This is a genomic window from Streptomyces sp. NPDC020845 (assembly GCF_044334165.1).
GTDB lineage: Bacteria > Actinomycetota > Actinomycetes > Streptomycetales > Streptomycetaceae > Streptomyces.
This window is the reverse complement of record NZ_JBIRSJ010000031.1, coordinates 28,333-47,013: the sequence shown is the minus strand read 5'-3', so window position 1 is coordinate 47,013 and position 18,681 is coordinate 28,333. Positions and strand designations below refer to the sequence as shown.

The 18,681-nt window shown below is 73.4% G+C and carries 1 protein-coding gene; it reads left to right on the top strand.

The features are described 5' to 3' along the window. The first annotated feature begins 220 nt into the window (after nt 1-220). The gene (locus tag ACH4U7_RS49735) at nt 221-18,676 is read left to right on the top strand and encodes a type I polyketide synthase (protein ID WP_398534375.1); all 18,456 of its coding nucleotides are present in this window, start codon (nt 221-223) and stop codon (nt 18,674-18,676) included. Nucleotides 18,677-18,681 lie beyond the last annotated feature (5 nt).

Below are 18,681 nucleotides of genomic sequence, written 5' to 3'. Positions count from 1 at the left end.
GTGCCCCCGCACGCTGTCCCGGCCCCCTACCCCAGGACACCGACTCCGTCCGTGACATGGAAAGCGCAAGTCAGCAGGGGCGGAGGCCTTACGGCGGTCCCGGCTAAGGGGTCGCCTAGTGGTTGAGGCTAGGGGCCGCCCGCTCGGATATTCGGTGTGACCTGCGGCCGGGTGCCGCATTGAGGCGCGCTTCAGGTTCCTAGCGACGTAAGGGAAACGCATGGCGGGTGGATCCGAGTCAGAGGCCGCTGAGTTCACGGCGCGATCCGCCCAGCCGATCGCGGTGGTGGGAATGGCGTGCCGGCTGCCCGGTGCGGCGGGACCGGCGGAATTTCGCGCCATTCTCCGCAGCGGTACGGAAGCTGTCGGCGCCGCCGCCCCGGATCGTCCGTACGCCCCGCCGCGGGGTGGCTTCCTGGACTCGGTGGACCGTTTCGACGCCGGATTCTTCGGTGTCTCGCCGCGCGAGGCCGCGGTCATGGACCCGCAGCAGCGGCTGATGCTGGAACTGTGCTGGGAAGCACTCGAAGACTCAGGCATCGTGCCCGCCCGCCTCGACGGTAGCGACGCCGGTGTCTTCGTGGGCGCCATCACCGACGACTACGCCGTACTGTCCCGGGCCGCCGGCGTGGACGCCGCCACCCCGGAGACGAGCACCGGCCTCAACCGGGGCATGATCGCCAACCGGGTCTCCTACAGGCTGGGCCTGCGGGGTCCGAGCTTTACGGTCGACTCGGGACAGTCGTCGTCCCTGGTCGCCGTGCACCTGGCCACCGAGAGCCTGCGCCGGGGCGAGTGCTCCCTGGCCCTGGCCGGCGGGGTGAACCTGATCCTCGCAGAGGACAGCACGGCCGCCGTCGAACGCTTCGGGGCGCTCTCCCCGGACGGCCGCTGCTACACCTTCGACGCTCGCGCCAACGGCTATGTGCGCGGCGAGGGCGGCGGTGTCGTCGTCCTCAAGCGGCTCACTGACGCGGTCGCGGACGGCGACGACATCCTGTGCGTGCTCGCGGGCAGCGCGGTGAACAACGACGGTGGCGGCGAAGGCCTGACCGTACCCGACCGCCAGGGTCAGGAGGCCGTGCTCACCGCCGCGTACGAGCAGGCGGGGATCTCCCCGAACGCCGTCGGATACGTGGAACTGCACGGCACGGGAACCCCTGCCGGTGACCCCGTGGAGGCCGCGGCCGTCGGTGCCGTGCTCGGCGCGGGCCGCAGTGCGGAACAGCCGCTGCTGGTCGGTTCGGTGAAGACCAACATCGGCCACCTCGAAGGCGCCGCCGGTATCGCCGGACTCCTCAAGGCCGTGCTGACCGTACGCCACCGCGAGATCCACGCAAGCCTCAACTTCACCACCCCCAGCACTCGCATCCCCATGACCGAGCTGGGCCTGAGTGTCAACACGGCACTGCGTCCCTGGCTGAGCGAGGCCGGCCCGCTGATCGTGGGCGTCAGCTCCTTCGGCATGGGGGGCACCAACTGTCATGTCGTCCTCACGGAATGGCACGGCGTCGCACCGGTGACCGCACCCGGCATCCGCCCCAACGGGACAGCGGTGCCCCTCCTCATCACCGGCCGGGACGAGCAGGCGCTGCGCGACCAGGCGCACCACCTGGGCCGGCACCTCGACGAGCACGGTCCGCTGCGCCTGAAGGACGTCGCCCACACCTTGGCCGCCGGCCGCACGGCGTTCGAGCACAGGGCCGTGCTACTCGCCCGCGAGCCGCAGGACATGACCGACGGCCTCGCCCGGCTCGCCGACGGCACGCCCGGCCCGGACCTCGTACGCGCCACCGCGACCTGTAGCTCCCTCGCCTTCCTGTTCACCGGACAGGGCAGCCAGCGCCCCGGCATGACCGCCGAGTTGTACCAGTCCTCGCCCGAGTACGCGGCCGCCCTCGACGAGGTCTGCGCCCATCTCGATCCCCAGTTGCGGGTGCCCTTGCGGGAGGTACTCTTCGCCGCGGAAGGAACGGCGGAAGCGGTCCTGCTCGACCGTACGGAGTTCACCCAGCCCGCACTGTTCGCCGTCGAAGTCGCCCTCTTCCGGTTCGCGGAGCACTGTGGCCTCGTCCCACGGCTGCTGCTCGGCCACTCCGTCGGCGAACTGGCCGCGGCGCACGTCGCCGGCGTCCTGTCCCTCGCCGACGCCTGCAGCCTGGTCGCCGCGCGCGGCCGGCTGATGCAGGCCCAGTCGGCCACCGGGGCGATGGCGGCCATCCAGGCTACAGAGAAGGAACTTGCGCCGTTCCTCGACGGGTCGGTGGCGGCGGCCGCCCTGAACGGCCCGGCTTCTACCGTCCTTGCGGGCGACGAGGAAGCCGTCCTGGCCGTCGCCGCGCACTGGGCGGCCAAGGGCCGCAGAACCAAGCGGCTGAGAGTCAGCCACGCCTTCCACTCGCCGCACATGGACGGCATGCTCGAGGAGTTCCACCGGGTCGCCGGGCAGCTGACCTTCGAGGCCCCCCGTGTCCCGATCGTGTCGAACGAGACGGGCGCCCTGCTCACCGAGGCGGAAGCGTGCTCGCCGGAGTACTGGGTACGGCAAGCCCGCGTGACCGTGCGGTTCCTGGACGGAGTGCGCCTGCTGGAGGAGCAGGGTGTGACCACCCTGCTCGAACTCGGCCCCGACGGCACGCTGTCGTCCCTGGCCCGGGGCTGCCTGCGCGGCGTCGACGCCGTGTCCGTGCCCCTGCTGCGCGGCCGCACCGAACCGGAGGAGGTGGTCGCCGCCCTGGCCACCCTCCAGGTCCGTGGTGTGCCGATGCACTGGGAGCGGCTGGCCACCGAGGAGGGCGCCCGGCGGGTGCCGCTGCCCACATACCCATTTCAGCGGCGGCGCCACTGGCTGCCCGACCCGGTCGCCCAGGATTCTGTGCCTGCCCCCGGCCGGGCTGCCGGACAGCGGTCCCGTCCCGTCAACGAGCTGGCGCCGTCGGCGCACGCACCGCGCGGCGACCGTACGATGCGGGAGACCGTCCGGGCAGCCGTGGCACTGGTGCTCGGGCACGACTCCCCGGACGACATCCCCGCGCACACGACGTTCAGGGAGTTGGGGCTCAGCTCCCTGATGCTGGCCGAAGTCGGCGAGCGGCTCACCGAGGCGACCGGGCGCCGGGTCCCCACGACCCTGCTCTTCGACCACCCGACTCCGGACGCACTCGTACGCGAGCTGACGTCCGGGGGTGCTGAACGGCCCGCGGCGCTCACCACTGCTCCCTCGGCGGCGCACGCCGACGACCCCGTCGTGGTCGTGGGCATGGCCTGCCGGCTGCCCGGAGGGATCCGGTCGCCGGAGGAGTTCTGGCAGTTCATGGCGGCGGACGGCGACGCCATCTCTCCGCTGCCCACCGACCGGGGCTGGGCCGTCTCCGGGGACTTCCCCGCCGAGGGTGGTTTCCTGGCGGACGTGGCCGGGTTCGACGCGGCGTTCTTCGGGATCTCGCCGCGTGAGGCGCTGGCGATGGACCCGCAGCAGCGGCTGCTGCTCGAGACGTCGTGGGAGGCGCTGGAGCGGGCCGGGGTGGACGCGCTGTCGCTGCGCGGCAGCCGCACCGGCGTCTTCGTCGGCGCGAGCCCCTCGGAATACGGCCCCAGACTCCACGAACCTTCGCAAGCCGACGGACACGTGCTGACCGGTACGGCGCCCAGTGTGTTGTCGGGCCGGGTCGCCTATGCGCTGGGCCTTGAGGGTCCGGCGCTGACGGTGGACACGGCGTGCTCGTCGTCGCTGGTGGCGCTGCATCTGGCGGCGCAGGCGCTGCGGGGCGGTGAGTGCGACCTGGCCCTCGCCGGCGGTGTGGCTGTGATGGCGACGGCGGGCATGTTCGCAGAGTTCGCGCGGCAGGGGGGTCTGGCTCCTGATGGCCGGTGCAAGGCGTTCGCGGACGGGGCGGATGGCACGGGGTGGGGTGAGGGGGTTGGTGTCCTGGTGCTTTCGCGCCTGTCGGAGGCGCGTCGGTGTGGTCACACGGTGTTGGCGGTGGTGAGTGGTTCGGCGGTGAATTCGGATGGTGCGTCGAATGGTCTGACGGCGCCGAACGGTCCTTCGCAGCAGCGGGTGATCCGTCAGGCGTTGGCGTCGGCGGGGTTGTCGTCTGTGGATGTGGACGTGGTGGAGGCGCATGGGACGGGGACGGCGCTGGGTGATCCGATCGAGGCGCAGGCGTTGTTGGCCACGTATGGGCAGGAGCGTGGGGCGGATCGGCCGTTGTATGTGGGTTCGGTGAAGTCGAACATCGGGCATACGCAGGCGGCTGCGGGTGTGGCGGGTGTGATCAAGTCTGTGCTGGCGTTGCGGCATGGGGTGCTGCCGCGGACGCTGCATGTGGATGTGCCGTCGCGGGAGGTGGACTGGTCGGCGGGTGCGGTGGAGTTGCTCACCGAGGCGGTGGAGTGGCCGGAGACGGGCCGTCCGCGGCGGGTGGGTGTGTCGGCGTTCGGGATCAGCGGCACCAACGCCCACGTGATCCTGGAGGAGGCGCCGGAGGCTGTCGAGGAGAGCGCGCCTGGTGAGGTTGCGGGGCTGGTGCCGTGGGTGGTGTCGGCGCGGTCGGAGGAGGGGTTGCGGGCGCAGGCTGCCCGGTTGGTGGAGCATGTGGTGGGCGGGTCTGGGCTGGGGCCGGTGGATGTGGGCTGGTCGTTGGCCCGGTCGCGTGCGGTGCTGGAGCACCGGGCGGTGGTGTTGGGAGGGGATGGGGAGGAGTTGGTGGCGGGGCTTCGTGCGTTGTGCGATGGGGTGTTGGGGCCGGGTGTGGTGCGGGGTGTGGCTGGTGATGGTGGGACGGCGTTGTTGTTCACGGGTCAGGGTGCGCAGCGTGTGGGTATGGGCCGGGAGTTGTATGAGGCGTTTCCGGTGTTCGCGGCGGCGTTCGATGCGGTGTGTGCCGGGTTCGAGGGGATGTTGCCCGGGTCGTTGCGGGGTGTTGTTTTTGGTGATGGTGGCGGGGTTGTGGACCGTACGGAGTGGGCGCAGCCGGCGTTGTTCGCGTTGGAGGTGGCGTTGTTCGAGTTGGTCGTGTCGTGGGGTGTGCGGGCGGATGTGCTGGTGGGTCACTCGGTTGGTGAGTTGGTGGCGGCTTATGTGGCGGGTGTGTGGTCGTTGGCGGATGCGTGTCGGGTGGTGGCGGCGCGGGGTCGGTTGATGCAGGCGCTGCCGACCGGTGGGGTGATGGTCGCGGTGCGGGTGGCGGAGGGGGAGTTGCCGGTGTTGCCGGAGGGGGTGTCGGTGGCGGCGGTGAACGGGCCGCGGTCGCTGGTCCTGTCCGGGGATGAGGGGCCGGTACTTGAGCTGGCGGCGCAACTGGCCGGGGAGGGCCTGGATACCAGGCGGTTGAGGGTCTCGCATGCGTTTCACTCGGCGCGGATGGAGCCGATGCTCGCCGAGTTCGCGCAGGTGCTGGCGGCGGTGGAGTTCCGTGCACCGCGGATCCCGGTGATCTCCAACGTGACCGGTGAGTTGGCCGGCGAGGAGCTGACCACGCCCGAGTACTGGGTACGCCAGGTACGCGAGGCCGTCCGCTTCGCCGACGGAGTGACCACCGCACACGGCTCGGGCGTCCGGCGTTATCTCGAACTCGGACCCGACGGCGTCCTGACCTCCCTCGCTCACGACACCCTGGCCGAGCAGGGCATCGACCGGGATGTGGCCGTCGTACCCGCGCTCCGCCATGACCAGCCCGAATCCCGCACGCTGCTGACCGCCCTCGGCCAGCTGCACACCACCGGCATGGATGTGGGCTGGGCGGCGTTCCTCGCGCCGTACGGAGCCCGCACCGTCGAGCTGCCCACCTACGCCTTCGAACACCGACGTTACTGGTTGGACCCCGTCGCACCCGCCTCGGCGCCTGCGGATCCTCTCCGCTACCGCGCCGAGTGGGTGAGTGTGCCGGACTGCGCCACGCCGTCGCTGAGCGGTGTCCAGGCCGTCGTCGTCCCCGCGGGCGAGGGCCACCTGGATGTCCTGCCGGACGTTACGGCCGCCCTCCGGGAGCACGGTGCGCGGACCGTGCTGGTCGAGGTCGACCCGGAGCGAGCCGACCGCGCCGAGATCGCCGACGCCCTGCGCGCGGCGCTCGGCGAGGAGGGCAGCGGCGTGGTGTCGCTGCTCGCCCTGGACCGCGGGCCCTTCGCGGGCGTCGCCGCGACCGCCGTGCTGCTGCAGGCCCTCACCGGGCTCGACGGCGGTGGCCGCCTGTGGTCGCTGACGCGTGGCGCGGTGTCGGTGAGCCGCTCCGACGCGCTGACCGACCCCGGGCAGGCCCAGGTGTGGGGGATGGGCCGCGTCGCGGCACTGGAGCACCCCGAGCGCTGGGGCGGCCTCGTCGACCTGCCCACCGAGCTGGACGACCGGGCGCGGGCTCGGCTGTGTGCCGTACTGTCGGGCAGCACCGGTGAGGATCAGGTGGCCGTGCGGGCGGCGGGGCTGTACGCCCGGCGGCTGCACCGCGTGGCGCCCCGGGTGCCCACCACCGAGGGTGCGGGCACCGCCTCCGGCCAGGGGGTGGGCGACGGCCGGGCGTATACGTACGGCACCGTGCTGGTGACCGGCGGCACCGGTGCCCTGGGCGCGCACATCGCCAACTGGCTCGCCAGGTCCGGCACCCGGCATGTACTGCTCACCAGCCGCCGTGGCCCGGACGCCGAGGGCGCTGCGGACCTCACCGCGCGGCTGCGGGAGCTGGGCACCGAGGTGACCGTCGCCGCATGCGACGTGGCCGACCGGCAGCGCCTGGCGGACCTGATCGGCGCACTGCCGGCGGACCGACCGCTGACGGGTGTCGTGCACGCGGCCGGTGTCCTCGACGACGGGGTGCTCGACTCGCTCACCCCAGACCGGTTCGACGCGGTCGCCCGGCCCAAGGTGATCGGCGCCCGGCACCTGCACGAACTCACGCGCGATCTCGACCTGTCCCTGTTCGTGATGTTCTCGTCCGTCGTCGGCACGGTCGGCCTGGCCGGACAGGGCAACTACGCGGCCGCCAACGCCTACCTGGACGCCCTCGCCGTGCACCGGGCCCAGCTCGGCCTACCGGCAACGGCGGTGGCCTGGGGCTCCTGGTCCGGCGCTGGCATGGCCGGCGACACCCGGGCTGCCCGTGACCGGCTGGCGCGCGCCGGCCTGGCGCCCCTCGACCCCGCCGCCGCTCTCGCCGTGCTTGACCGGGCCATCGCCGACGGCGAGACCGCCGTGACCGTCGCCGATGTGGACTGGGAGCGGTTCGCGGCCGGGTTCGCCCCTGGCAGGCCGCACCCGCTGCTCGCCGGGATCCCCGAGCTATGGCACGCCCGGCCGCAGGAGACCGGCCAGGTCACCGACGGGCCGGCGGACCGGCTTGCCGGACTGGCGGGTGACGAACTGCGCCAGGCGCTCGACGACATGGTGACCGTGGAGGTCGCCGCTGTGCTGGGGTTCCGGGCCAAGGACCGGGTGCCGACCGGTCGCACCTTCAAGTCGCTCGGCTTCGACTCGCTGATCGGCGTGGAGTTCCGCAACCGGCTCGCCGCCGCACTCGGCAGGCGGCTGCCGCCCAGCCTGATCTACGACCACCCCACGCCAGGCAGGCTCGTAGAGCACCTGGCCGCCGGAGTGGACGGCGGCGACCAGCCCTCGACCGTCGGCGGGCGACCGGTTGGCCCCACACGCACCCACGACGACCCTGTCGTGATCGTGTCCGCCGCCTGCCGGTTCCCCGGTGGCGTGCGTACCCCGGAGGACCTGTGGCAGCTCGTCCTCGACGGCGGCGACGCCATCGGCCCCTTCCCGGTGGACCGGGGCTGGGACCTCGACCGCCTCTACGATCCCGACTCCGGCGCGTCAGGCACCAGTTACGTCCGCGAGGGCGGTTTCCTCACCGGCGTGGCGGACTTCGACGCGGTGTTCTTCGGGATCTCGCCGCGTGAGGCGCTGGCGATGGATCCGCAGCAGCGGCTGCTGCTCGAGACCTCGTGGGAGGCGCTGGAGCGGGCCGGCATCGTCCCGGGCTCCCTGGCCGGCAGCCGGACCGGCGTGTTCGTCGGCTCCAACGGCCAGGACTACGCGAACCTGCTGCACTCCTCCGATGTCGAGGGGCATGTGCTGACCGGCACGGCCTCCAGCGTCCTGTCCGGCCGCATCGCCTACACCCTGGGGCTCGAGGGCCCCGCGCTGACCGTCGACACCGCCTGCTCCTCCTCGCTGGTCGCCCTGCACCTCGCCGTCCAGGCGCTCAGCTCCGGGGAGTGCGACCTCGCGCTCGCGGGCGGTGTGACCGTCATGTCCGGACCCGACATATTCGTGGAGTTCTCCCGGCAGCGCGGCCTGTCCGCCGACGGGCGCTGCAAGGCTTTCGGCCCCGACGCGGACGGCACCGGCTGGGCCGAGGGCGTGGGCACCGTCGTTCTGGAACGGCTCTCCGACGCGCGCCGCCTGGGCCATGAGGTGCTGGGCGTCGTGCGCGGCACCGCCGTCAATCAGGACGGCGCCTCCAACGGGCTCAGCGCCCCCAGCGGGCGCGCGCAGCAGCGGGTTATCCGCCAGGCGCTGGCCGACGCCGGCTGCGCACCGTCCGACGTGGACGCGGTGGAGGCGCACGGCACCGGCACCCGGTTGGGCGACCCCATCGAGGCGCAGGCCCTGCTCGCCACCTACGGTCAGGACCGCCCTGCCGACCGGCCGCTGTATCTCGGCTCCGTCAAGTCGAACATCGGGCACGCCCAGGCCGCCGCCGGACTGGCCGGCGTGCTGAAGATGCTGTTCGCACTGAGGCACGGGCAGCTCCCGAAGACCCTGCATGCCCCGCGGCCGACCTCGGAGGTCGACTGGTCCGAGGGCGCGGTCGCCCTGCTCACCGAGGACCGGCCCTGGCCGGCCGTCGACCGGCCGCGCCGCGCCGGCGTCTCCGCCTTCGGCGTCAGCGGCACCAACGCCCACGTGATCCTGGAGCAGGCGCCCCCGTCGGCCTCCTCCGACCCGGCACCCGCCGTTCGGCCGCCCGCGGTGGACAGCTCCGTCCAGCCGTGGGTGCTGACCGCCAGGTCGGGGGAGGCGCTGGGCGCGCTCGCGGACCGCTTGCGCGAGGCGGCACCCGGCGCGGTCCCGGCCGACGTCGCACGCTCCCTTGTGACGACCAGGACGATCTGGGCGGAGCGCGCCGTGCTGCTCGCCGACGGCCGTGACGCGTACGCCTCCGGGCTCGCCGCGCTGGCCACTGGAGATGGCGACGCGCGGGTCGTGCGCGGCACCGCCGACACCCGCGGCCGGGTCGTCTTCGTCTTCCCCGGCCAGGGCGCGCAGTGGGCCGGCATGGCCGCCCGGCTGTGGGAGTCGTCGCCGGAGTTCGCGCGGTGGATGGATCGCTGTGACAAGGCCCTCGGGGACCTGACCGACTGGTCCCTCGCCGAGGTGATCCACCAGGCCGACGGAGCGCCCGGACTGGACCGCGTGGACGTGCTCCAGCCGGCGTCCTGGGCCGTGAGCGTCTCGCTGGCCGCCCTGTGGCGTTCCTGCGGGGTCGAACCGGCCGTCGTGGTGGGGCACTCGCAGGGGGAGATAGCCGCGGCGTGTGTGGCGGGTGCCCTCTCGCTGGAGGACGGTGCCATGCTGGTGACGCTGCGCAGTCGGCTCATCCGCGAGGAGCTGTCCGGGCACGGCGGCATGGTGTCGGTGGCCCTGTCCCCGGCCGGCACGGCGGACCGCATAGCCAGCTGGAAGGGCAGGATCTGCGTCGCGGCGCACAACAGCCGCCGCTCCACCGTCATCGCCGGCGAGCCGGCGGCGCTGGCCGAACTGCTCGCCGCCTGCGAGGCGGACGGCATACGGGCCCGCCGCATCCCCGTGGACTACGCTTCCCACTCACCGCAGGTGGAGCGGATCGAGCGGAAGCTGACCGAGCTGGCGGCCGGGATCGTGTCGCGCTCCTCGGAGATTCCCTTCCATTCCACCGTGACCGGTACCAGGCTCCACACCACGGGCCTGGACGCCGGGTACTGGTACCGCAACCTTCGCAAGCCCGTGCTGTTCGGGCCGGTCACCGAGGAACTCCTCACCCAGGGCCACGACGTGTTCCTGGAGATGAGCCCGCACCCCGTACTGGTGCCGGCCGTGCAGGAGGCCTCCGACGCGGTCACCGCGACGGCCGCCGCGGTGGGCAGCCTGCGCCGGGGCGACGGCGGCCCGGAACGGTTCCTGCTCTCGCTGGCCGAGGCCTTCGTCCGCGGTGCCCACGTGGACTGGGCGGCCGTGCTGGGCGGCACCGGCACCCGCCCGGTCCAGCTACCCACCTATCCCTTCCAGCGCACACGGTTCTGGCCCGAGCCCATCACACCGGCCACCGCGACCGGTGGCGGCGAGGATGACGCCCCGCTGTGGCAGGCCGTGGAGCGCGGCGACCTGGACGCCGTGGCCGCCGAACTGGCCCTACCGGACGGCCGGTCGTTGCGTGACCTGGTGCCCGCGCTGTCCGGCTGGCGCCGCCGCCGCAAGGACTCCGCGACGCTCGACACCTGGCGCTACCGCGTCACCTGGACGCAGGTGAACCCGCCCGCACCGGCCGCCCTGGCCGGCGACTGGCTGCTGGTGACCGACGACCCGGACGCGGCCGTCACCCGATGGGTGAGCGCGGCCCTCGGCAAGGGCGCCGCCACCGTGGTGCGGCCGGCCGACGTGCCCGCCCGGCCGTGCACACCGCAGGACACCGCGTGGACGGGCGTGGTGTCCCTGCTGGGCCTCACCGACCGCCCGCACCCGCAGCACCCCGCCCTGCCGACGGGGGTGGCCGCAACTGTGACCCTGCTGACCGCGCTGCGAGAGGCCGGGATCGAGGCACCTCTGTGGTGTCTGACCAGCGGCGCCGTCGGCACCGGTGGCCTGGACCAGGTCACGGCACCGGACCAGGCCCAGCTCTGGGGGCTGGGCCGGGTCGCCGGGCTGGAGACCCCCGCGACCTGGGGCGGACTTGTCGACCTGCCCGCCGAACCCGACGAGCGCACCGCGGCCTTGCTGCGGGCCGCGCTCACCGCCGACGGAATCGAGCAGGAATACGCCCTTCGGCCTTCAGGAGCGTACGTACGCCGCCTGGTTCGGGCGCCCCTGGCGGGCGTGGCGGCGCCGCGCTCCTGGCGCCCGCGACCCGACGGCACCGTCGTCGTCACCGGCGGCACCGGAGCACTGGGCGCCAGGGTGGCCCGCTGGCTCGCCCGCGCGGGTGCCGGGCACCTGCTGCTGACCAGCCGGCGCGGGCCGGTCGCCGACGGTGCCGTCGAACTCTCCGACGAACTGCGGGCGCTGGGCGCCGAAGTGACGATCACCGCCTGTGATGTCGCCGACCGGGCCCAGCTGGCCGACGCGCTGGCAGCCGTGCCCAAGGCGTTTCCGGTCAGCGCAGTGATTCATACCGCGGGCGTGAGCCGCAACGCCCCGCTCGCCGGGACCACCCTCGCCGAGCTGGCGGAGGTCGTCGCCGCCAAGGCCGCCGGCGCCCGCAATCTGGACGAGCTGCTGGCCGGCCAGGACCTCGACGCGTTCGTGCTGTTCTCGTCCGGAGCCGCCGTCTGGGGCAGCGCGGGCCAGGGCGGATATGCCGCGGCCAACGCGTACGCCGACGCGCTCGCGGCCGACCGGCGCCGGCGAGGGCTCGTCGCCACGTCGGTGGCCTGGGGCAGCTGGGCCGACGGCGGCATGGTCGATGACGACCTCGCGCGAGAGCTGGCCCGCGGTGGCGTTCGCTCGATGGACCCCGACCGGGCGATCGCCGCTCTCCAGCAGGCGCTCGACCACGACGAGACCGCGCTGACGGTCACCGACATGGACTGGGCGCGCTTCGCCGAGACATTCACCGCGGCCCGCCCGCGCCCGCTGATCGACGACATCCCGGAGGCCGCCCCCGCCTCGGCCGAACCGGCCGACGACATCCCCGGCCTGGCCGCGCGGCTCGCGAAGCTGCCCGACGGTGAGCGCGACCGGGAACTGCTGGAGCTGGTCAGGAACGCCGCGGCGCTCGCCCTCGGGCACAGGGGCGCCGAGTCCATCGCTCCGTCGAAGCCGTTCAAGGAACTGGGCTTCGACTCGCTGACTGCGGTCGACCTGCGCAACCGGCTGACGGCGGCCACCGGGCTGCGGCTGCCCGCCACCCTCGTCTTCGACCACCCCACGCCCCGCGCGGCGGCTGACGCGCTGTGGACCCAGCTGTTCGGCGCGGACACCCCGGCCGAGACGGCCGCACCCGCGCTCACCGCGCCGGCCGGCCCGGCGGACGACGACCCGGTCGTCATCGTGGCGATGGCCTGCCGGTACCCCGGCGGCACGACCACACCCGAGAGGTTCTGGGAGCTGCTCGCCGCCGGCGAGGACGCGATCGGCGGCTTCCCCACCGACCGGGGCTGGGACGTCGCCCCCGACGCCGCCTTCTCCCAAACCGGCGGTTTCCTCGCGGACGTGGCCGGGTTCGACGCGGCGTTCTTCGGGATCTCGCCGCGTGAGGCGCTGGCGATGGACCCGCAGCAGCGGCTGCTGCTGGAGACGTCGTGGGAGGCGCTGGAGCGGGCCGGGGTGGACGCGCTGTCGCTGCGCGGCAGCCGCACCGGCGTCTTCGTCGGCGCGGGCTCGTACGACTACAGCACCCTCGTCGCATCCCTGGAAGGAGGCCAGGACTACGCCCTCACCGGCGCCGTCGGCAGTGTGCTGTCCGGCCGGATCGCCTACGCGCTGGGCCTTGAGGGTCCGGCGCTGACGGTGGACACGGCGTGCTCGTCGTCGCTGGTGGCGCTGCATCTGGCGGCGCAGGCGCTGCGGGGCGGCGAGTGCGACCTGGCCCTCGCCGGCGGCGTGGCCGTGATGGCCACCCCCAACGCCTTCGACGCCTTCGCGCGGCAGGGGGGCCTGGCTCCCGATGGCCGGTGCAAGGCGTTCGCCGACGGCGCGGACGGCACCGGGTGGGGCGAGGGCGTCGGCGTGCTGGTGCTCTCCCGGCTGTCCGAGGCACGTCGGCGCGGTCACACCGTGCTGGCGGTGGTGCGCGGTTCGGCGGTGAACTCCGACGGTGCGTCGAACGGTCTGACCGCGCCGAACGGTCCTTCGCAGCAGCGGGTGATCCGTCAGGCGGTCGCCGGTGCCGGACTGTCGCCCGCGGACATCGACATGGTGGAGGCGCACGGCACGGGGACGGCGCTCGGCGATCCGATCGAGGCACAGGCGCTGCTGGCGACGTACGGCCAGGACCGCGCGGACGACCGGCCGCTGTACCTCGGCTCTGTGAAGTCGAACATCGGTCACACGCAGGCCGCCGCGGGTGTGGCGGGTGTGATCAAGTCTGTGCTGGCGCTGCGGCACGGAGTGCTGCCGAAGACGCTGCACGTGGATGTGCCGTCGCGGGAGGTGGACTGGTCGGCGAGTGCGGTGGAGCTGCTCACCGAGACACGACAGTGGCCGGAAACCGGCCGTCCGCGGCGGGTGGGTGTGTCGGCGTTCGGGATCAGCGGCACCAACGCCCACGTCGTGCTCGAGGAGGCGCTGGAGACGGTGGAGACGGTTTCCCCCGAGGTCCCGGACCGGGTCGCCGGTGTGGTGCCGTGGGCGTTGTCGGCGCGGTCGGAGGAGGGGCTGCGGGCGCAGGCGCGGCGGCTCGCGGAGCATCTGCGGGGGCGTGAGCCGCGCCCGGTGGATGTGGGCTGGTCGCTGGCGGCGACGCGCGCGGTGCTGGAGCACCGGGCGGTGCTGACCGGGCGGGAACCGGAGGAGTTCCTGGCCCAGTTGGAGGCGCTGGCCGAGGCCGGGACCGGAACGAGCACGGTGCGGGGTGTGGCCGGCGACGGCGGGACGGCGCTGCTGTTCACCGGTCAGGGATCCCAGCGCGCCGGGACGGGCCGGGAGCTGTACGAGGCGTTCCCGGCGTTCGCGGCCGCCTTCGACGCGGTGTGCGCCAGGTTCGACGGGCTTCTGCCCGGCTCGTTGCGGGAGGTCGTCTTCGGTGGCGACGGCGAGGTTGTGGACCGTACGGAGTGGGCGCAGCCGGCGTTGTTCGCGCTGGAGGTGGCGCTGTTCGAGCTGGTCGCCTCGTGGGGTGTGCGGGCGGATGTGCTGGTGGGTCACTCCGTTGGTGAGCTGGCGGCGGCTTATGTGGCGGGTGTGTGGTCGTTGGCGGATGCCTGTCGGGTGGTGGCGGCGCGGGGCCGGTTGATGCAGGCGCTGCCCTCCGGTGGGGCGATGGTGGCGGTGCGGGTGGCGGAGGGGGAGTTGCCGGTGTTGCCGGAGGGGGTGTCGGTGGCGGCGGTGAACGGGCCGCGGTCGCTGGTGTTGTCCGGGGACGAGGAGCCGGTACTTGAGCTGGCGGCGAAGCTGGCCGAGGAGGGGCGGCATACCAAGCGGCTGACGGTCTCGCACGCGTTCCACTCGGCGCGGATGGAGCCGATGCTCGCCGAGTTCGCGCAGGTGCTGGCGTCCGTGGAGTTCCGTACGCCGCGCATCCCGGTGATCTCCAACCTGACGGGCGGGACCGCGGGCTCCGAGCTGCTCACCCCGGACTACTGGGTGCGCCATGTCCGCGAGGCCGTCCGCTTCGCCGACGGGGTGGGCACCGTACTGGGCCGGGGCGTGGACAAGCTCCTGGAGCTGGGTCCCGGTGGCGCGCTGACCGCGATGGTGGAGGAGGTCCTCGACGACACCGGCACCGGCGCGGTCTGCGTGCCCGTGCTCCACGCCGGGCGCCCCGAGGAGGCCTCCCTGCTGCACGCGCTCGCGACCGTCTTCGTCACCGGCGCCACCGTCGACTGGACGGCTTCGCTCGCCGGTACCGGAGCGCGGGCCGTGGACCTGCCGACGTACGCCTTCCAGCACAAGCGGCACTGGCCGCGGCAGGCGACCGCCGGCCGGGACCTGGCCGCGGCCGGGCTCGCCGAGGCCGGGCATCCGCTGCTGACGGCCTGGATCCCCTCGCCCGAGGGCGAGGATGTGCTGTGCACCGGCCGGATCTCACTGGCGACGCATCCCTGGCTGGGTGACCATAGGGTGCTGGGCACCGTGCTCGTCCCCGGCACCGCGTTCGTGGATCTCGTCTGCTGGGCGGGCCACCGAGTGGGGTGCGGCGCGCTGCGTGAACTGACCCTCGCCACGCCGCTGGCGCTCGCACAGGACGTGGCGGTGCGGGTGCGGTTGGTGCTCGGCGCGCCCGACGACACCGGCTGCCGCCCGGTCGCGCTGTACTCGCAGCCCGACGGCGCGGACGAAGGGACGGACGGGGCGGGCTGGACGCGGCATGCCGAGGGCCTGCTGGCCCCGGGCGGCGACGCGTCCGTCCAGCCGCCCACGGACTTCGAGACCTGGCCGGTGGCGGGCTGCGAGCCCATCCCACTGGACGGCTTCTACGAAGAGCTCGCCGACGCGGGCTTCTCCTACGGGCCGGTCTTTCGGGGCCTGCGTGCCGCATGGCGGCGCGGCGGCCAGGTCTTCGCCGAGGTTAGCCTGCCCGCCGACGAGACTGGTGGCTTCGGCGTCCATCCGGCCCTGCTCGACGCGGCCCTGCACACGCTGGGGCCGGCAGCACGGGACACTGACGAGCCCGGCTCGGCCCGGCTGCCGTTCTCCTGGGGCGAGGTACGGGTGCACGCGGCCGGCGCCGACCGCTTGCGGGTCTGTCTGGTCCGGGCCGAGGACGGCACCGTCACGTTGCATGGCGCGGACGCCGCGGGCCGGCCGGTGATATCCGTCGGCTCGCTGGTCCTGCGCCCGATCTCGCCAGAGCGACTGCACAGCCCCGCAGCGGCCTTTGACGACGCGTTCTTCACCACTCGCTGGGTGCCGCTGAGCGTCGCCGACGGCATCGCATATCCCACCGCAGACTGCGTACTGCTCGGTGACCCGCTGGAAGGCGCCTGGCGGCACCATCCCGACCTCGACTCGTTCGCCGAGGCACTCGCGGCCGGCAAGGGGGAACCGGGTACGGTGCTCGCTCGCTGTTCGCGGGACATCGCGGCCGGCGTCGACTCTGCCGAGGCGGCCCGGCGGTGTGCGGAGTGGGCACTCGATCTGCTCAAGCGGTGGCTGGACGACGATCGGCTGACGGACTGCCACCTCGTGATCGGCACCCGGCACGCGGTGACCACCGGCGCCGAGGACCAGACCGCCGATCGGACGGACAACCCCGCGATGCTCGCCCAGTCCACGCTTCTTGGTCTGGTCCGCTCGGCCCAGACCGAGAACCCCGGCCGTATCACCCTGGCCGACTTCGACGGCACCGCACCCGACCCGGCGCACCTCATCCTGGCCGTACGGCAGGCGGAGCCGGAGGTGGCTGTGCGCGCCGGCCGGCTGTACGCCCGCAGACTCACCCGTCCGGACACCGGATGGGCCCTGGCCGTCCCGCCGGGAGCGGGCTCGTGGCGGCTGGAGAGCACCGGGCGCGGCACCCTGGACAACCTGGCGCTGGTTCCCTGCGCCCAGGCCGAGGAGCCGCTGGGCGAGGGCATGGTGCGGATCGCCGTACGCGCTGCCGGGGTGAACTTCAGGGACGTCCTGATCGCCCTGGACATGTATCCCGGCCGCGCGGACCTGGGCACCGAGTGCGCCGGAGTCGTGGTGGAGACGGGGCAGGGCGTCACCGGACTGGTCCCGGGGGACCGGGTGATGGGCATGGTGGTCAGGGCCTTCGCTCCTACCGCCGTGGTCGATCAGCGGTTCCTGGCTCGGATACCGGACGGCTGGTCCTACGAGACGGCCGCTGCCACCCCGGTCGCCTTCTTGACCGCCTACTACGGCCTGGTCGACCTGGCCGGGCTAAGCGCGGGGGAGTCGGTGCTCGTACACGCCGCCGCCGGCGGGGTGGGCATGGCCGCCGTCCAGCTGGCCCGGCACCTGGGCGCCGAGGTGTACGGCACTGCGAGCGAGCCGAAGTGGGACACGCTGCTCGACGGTGGGCTGGACCGCGCGCACATCGCCTCCTCACGGACGACGGTCTTCGCCGACTCGGTGCTGAAGGCGACCGGGGGCGCGGGCGTGGACGTGGTGCTGAACTCGCTCGCGGGCGAGTTCGTTGACGCCTCGCTGCGGGCCCTGCCGCGAGGCGGCCGGTTCGTCGAGATGGGCAAGACCGACCTGCGCGATCCCGAGCGGGTCGCTGCCGAGCACCCCGGGGTTCGATACCGGTCCTTCGACCTGAGTGAGGCCGGCGCGGACCGCATCGCCGAGGTCCTTGCGCACCTGGCCGAGCTCTTCGCCTCCGGTGAGCTCACCCCGCTGCCCGTGACCGTCTGGGACATCCGGGACGCCCCGGCCGCCTTCCGTGCGCTCAGCCAGGCCGCACTCACCGGCAAGGGCGTACTGACCGTCCCCGCCCCTTCCTTCGAGGCCGGCGAGACGGTGCTGATCACGGGCGGCACAGGAACGCTGGGCACCCTGCTGGCCCGGCACCTGGTGACCGAGCACGGGCTGCGCCACGTCATCCTGGCCGGACGCCGCGGTACCGAGACCGCGGAGGTACGGCACCTGCGCGGCGACGTGGCGGAACTCGGTGCGCGCATCGAGGTGGTGGCCTGTGACGCCGGCGACGAGCGGGCCCTGCGTCAGGTGCTGGACGCCCTCACCGCCGAGCACCGCCTCGCGGGCGTCGTGCACGCCGCCGGCGTCACCGACGACGGGGTTGTGTCCGCGCTGGACCACGGCCGGCTGTCCGCCGTACTCCACCCGAAGGTGCGCGGAGCGTGGAACCTGCACCGGCTCACCGCAGGCCCGGAACTCCGGATGTTCGTGCTGTTCTCCTCCGCCTCGGCCACCCTTGGCGCGGCGGGTCAGGGCAACTACGCCGCGGCCAACGCCTTCCTCGACGCGCTCGCCGAGCACCGGCACGCCCTTGGGCTGCCCGCCACCAGCCTCGCCTGGGGGCTGTGGGAGCAGGCCAGCGGAATGACCGGGCGGCTCCTCGACCGCGACCGGCAGCGGATGAGCCGGTCCGGCGTCGTGCCCCTCGGCTCCGCGCACGGTCTCGCGCTGTTCGACACCGCGCGGCTGACCGGCCTCCCCACGCTCACCCCGGCACGCCTGGACCTGGCCGCGCTTCGGGCGCGGTACGGACACGAGCAGGTGCCCGCGGTCCTTCGGGAACTCGTCCGCGTCCGGCCGTCCGCGGCCGAGGACCCCACGACAGCCCCGGACACCACGACCGCACCGGGACCGTCCGGTGCCATGACACTGGCGGACCGGCTGGCAGGACTGTCCGCCCCGGAGCGGCAGCGGCACGTCCTGGACCTGGTGCGTCGGCACACCGCGGCCGTACTGGGCCACGGCTCGGCCGACGATGTCGACCCCGACCAGGCGTTCAAGGCCCTCGGGTTCGACTCGCTCACCGCGGTCGAACTGCGCAACCACCTGCGGACGGCGACCTCCCTGGCCGTCCCCGCGACCCTCGTCTTCGACCATCCGACACCGGCCGCGCTCGCCGCGCATCTCCTGGAACTCGCCGCACCGCCGGAGCGGGACCCGGCGCTCCGGGTCATGGGCGGACTCGACCGGCTCGAGGCCGACGTCGAGGCGCTGGCCTCCGGCGGCGCCGGGCACCAGGAGGAGGTGGCCACGAGGCTGCGCCGCGTGCTGCGACGCCTGGAGTCGGGCCCGGGGGCCGCCCACTCCGGCACGGAGGAAACCTCCCTCGACACCGCCTCGGCGACGGAAGTCCTCGCCTTCATCGACAGCGAATTCGGCGATCTCGCCTAGTACAG

Bases quoted from the DNA above. Each gene is read 5' to 3' on its own strand.
- ACH4U7_RS49735 (WP_398534375.1), top strand. From the start codon at position 221: ATGGCGGGTGGATCCGAGTCAGAGGCCGCTGAGTTCACGGCGCGATCC.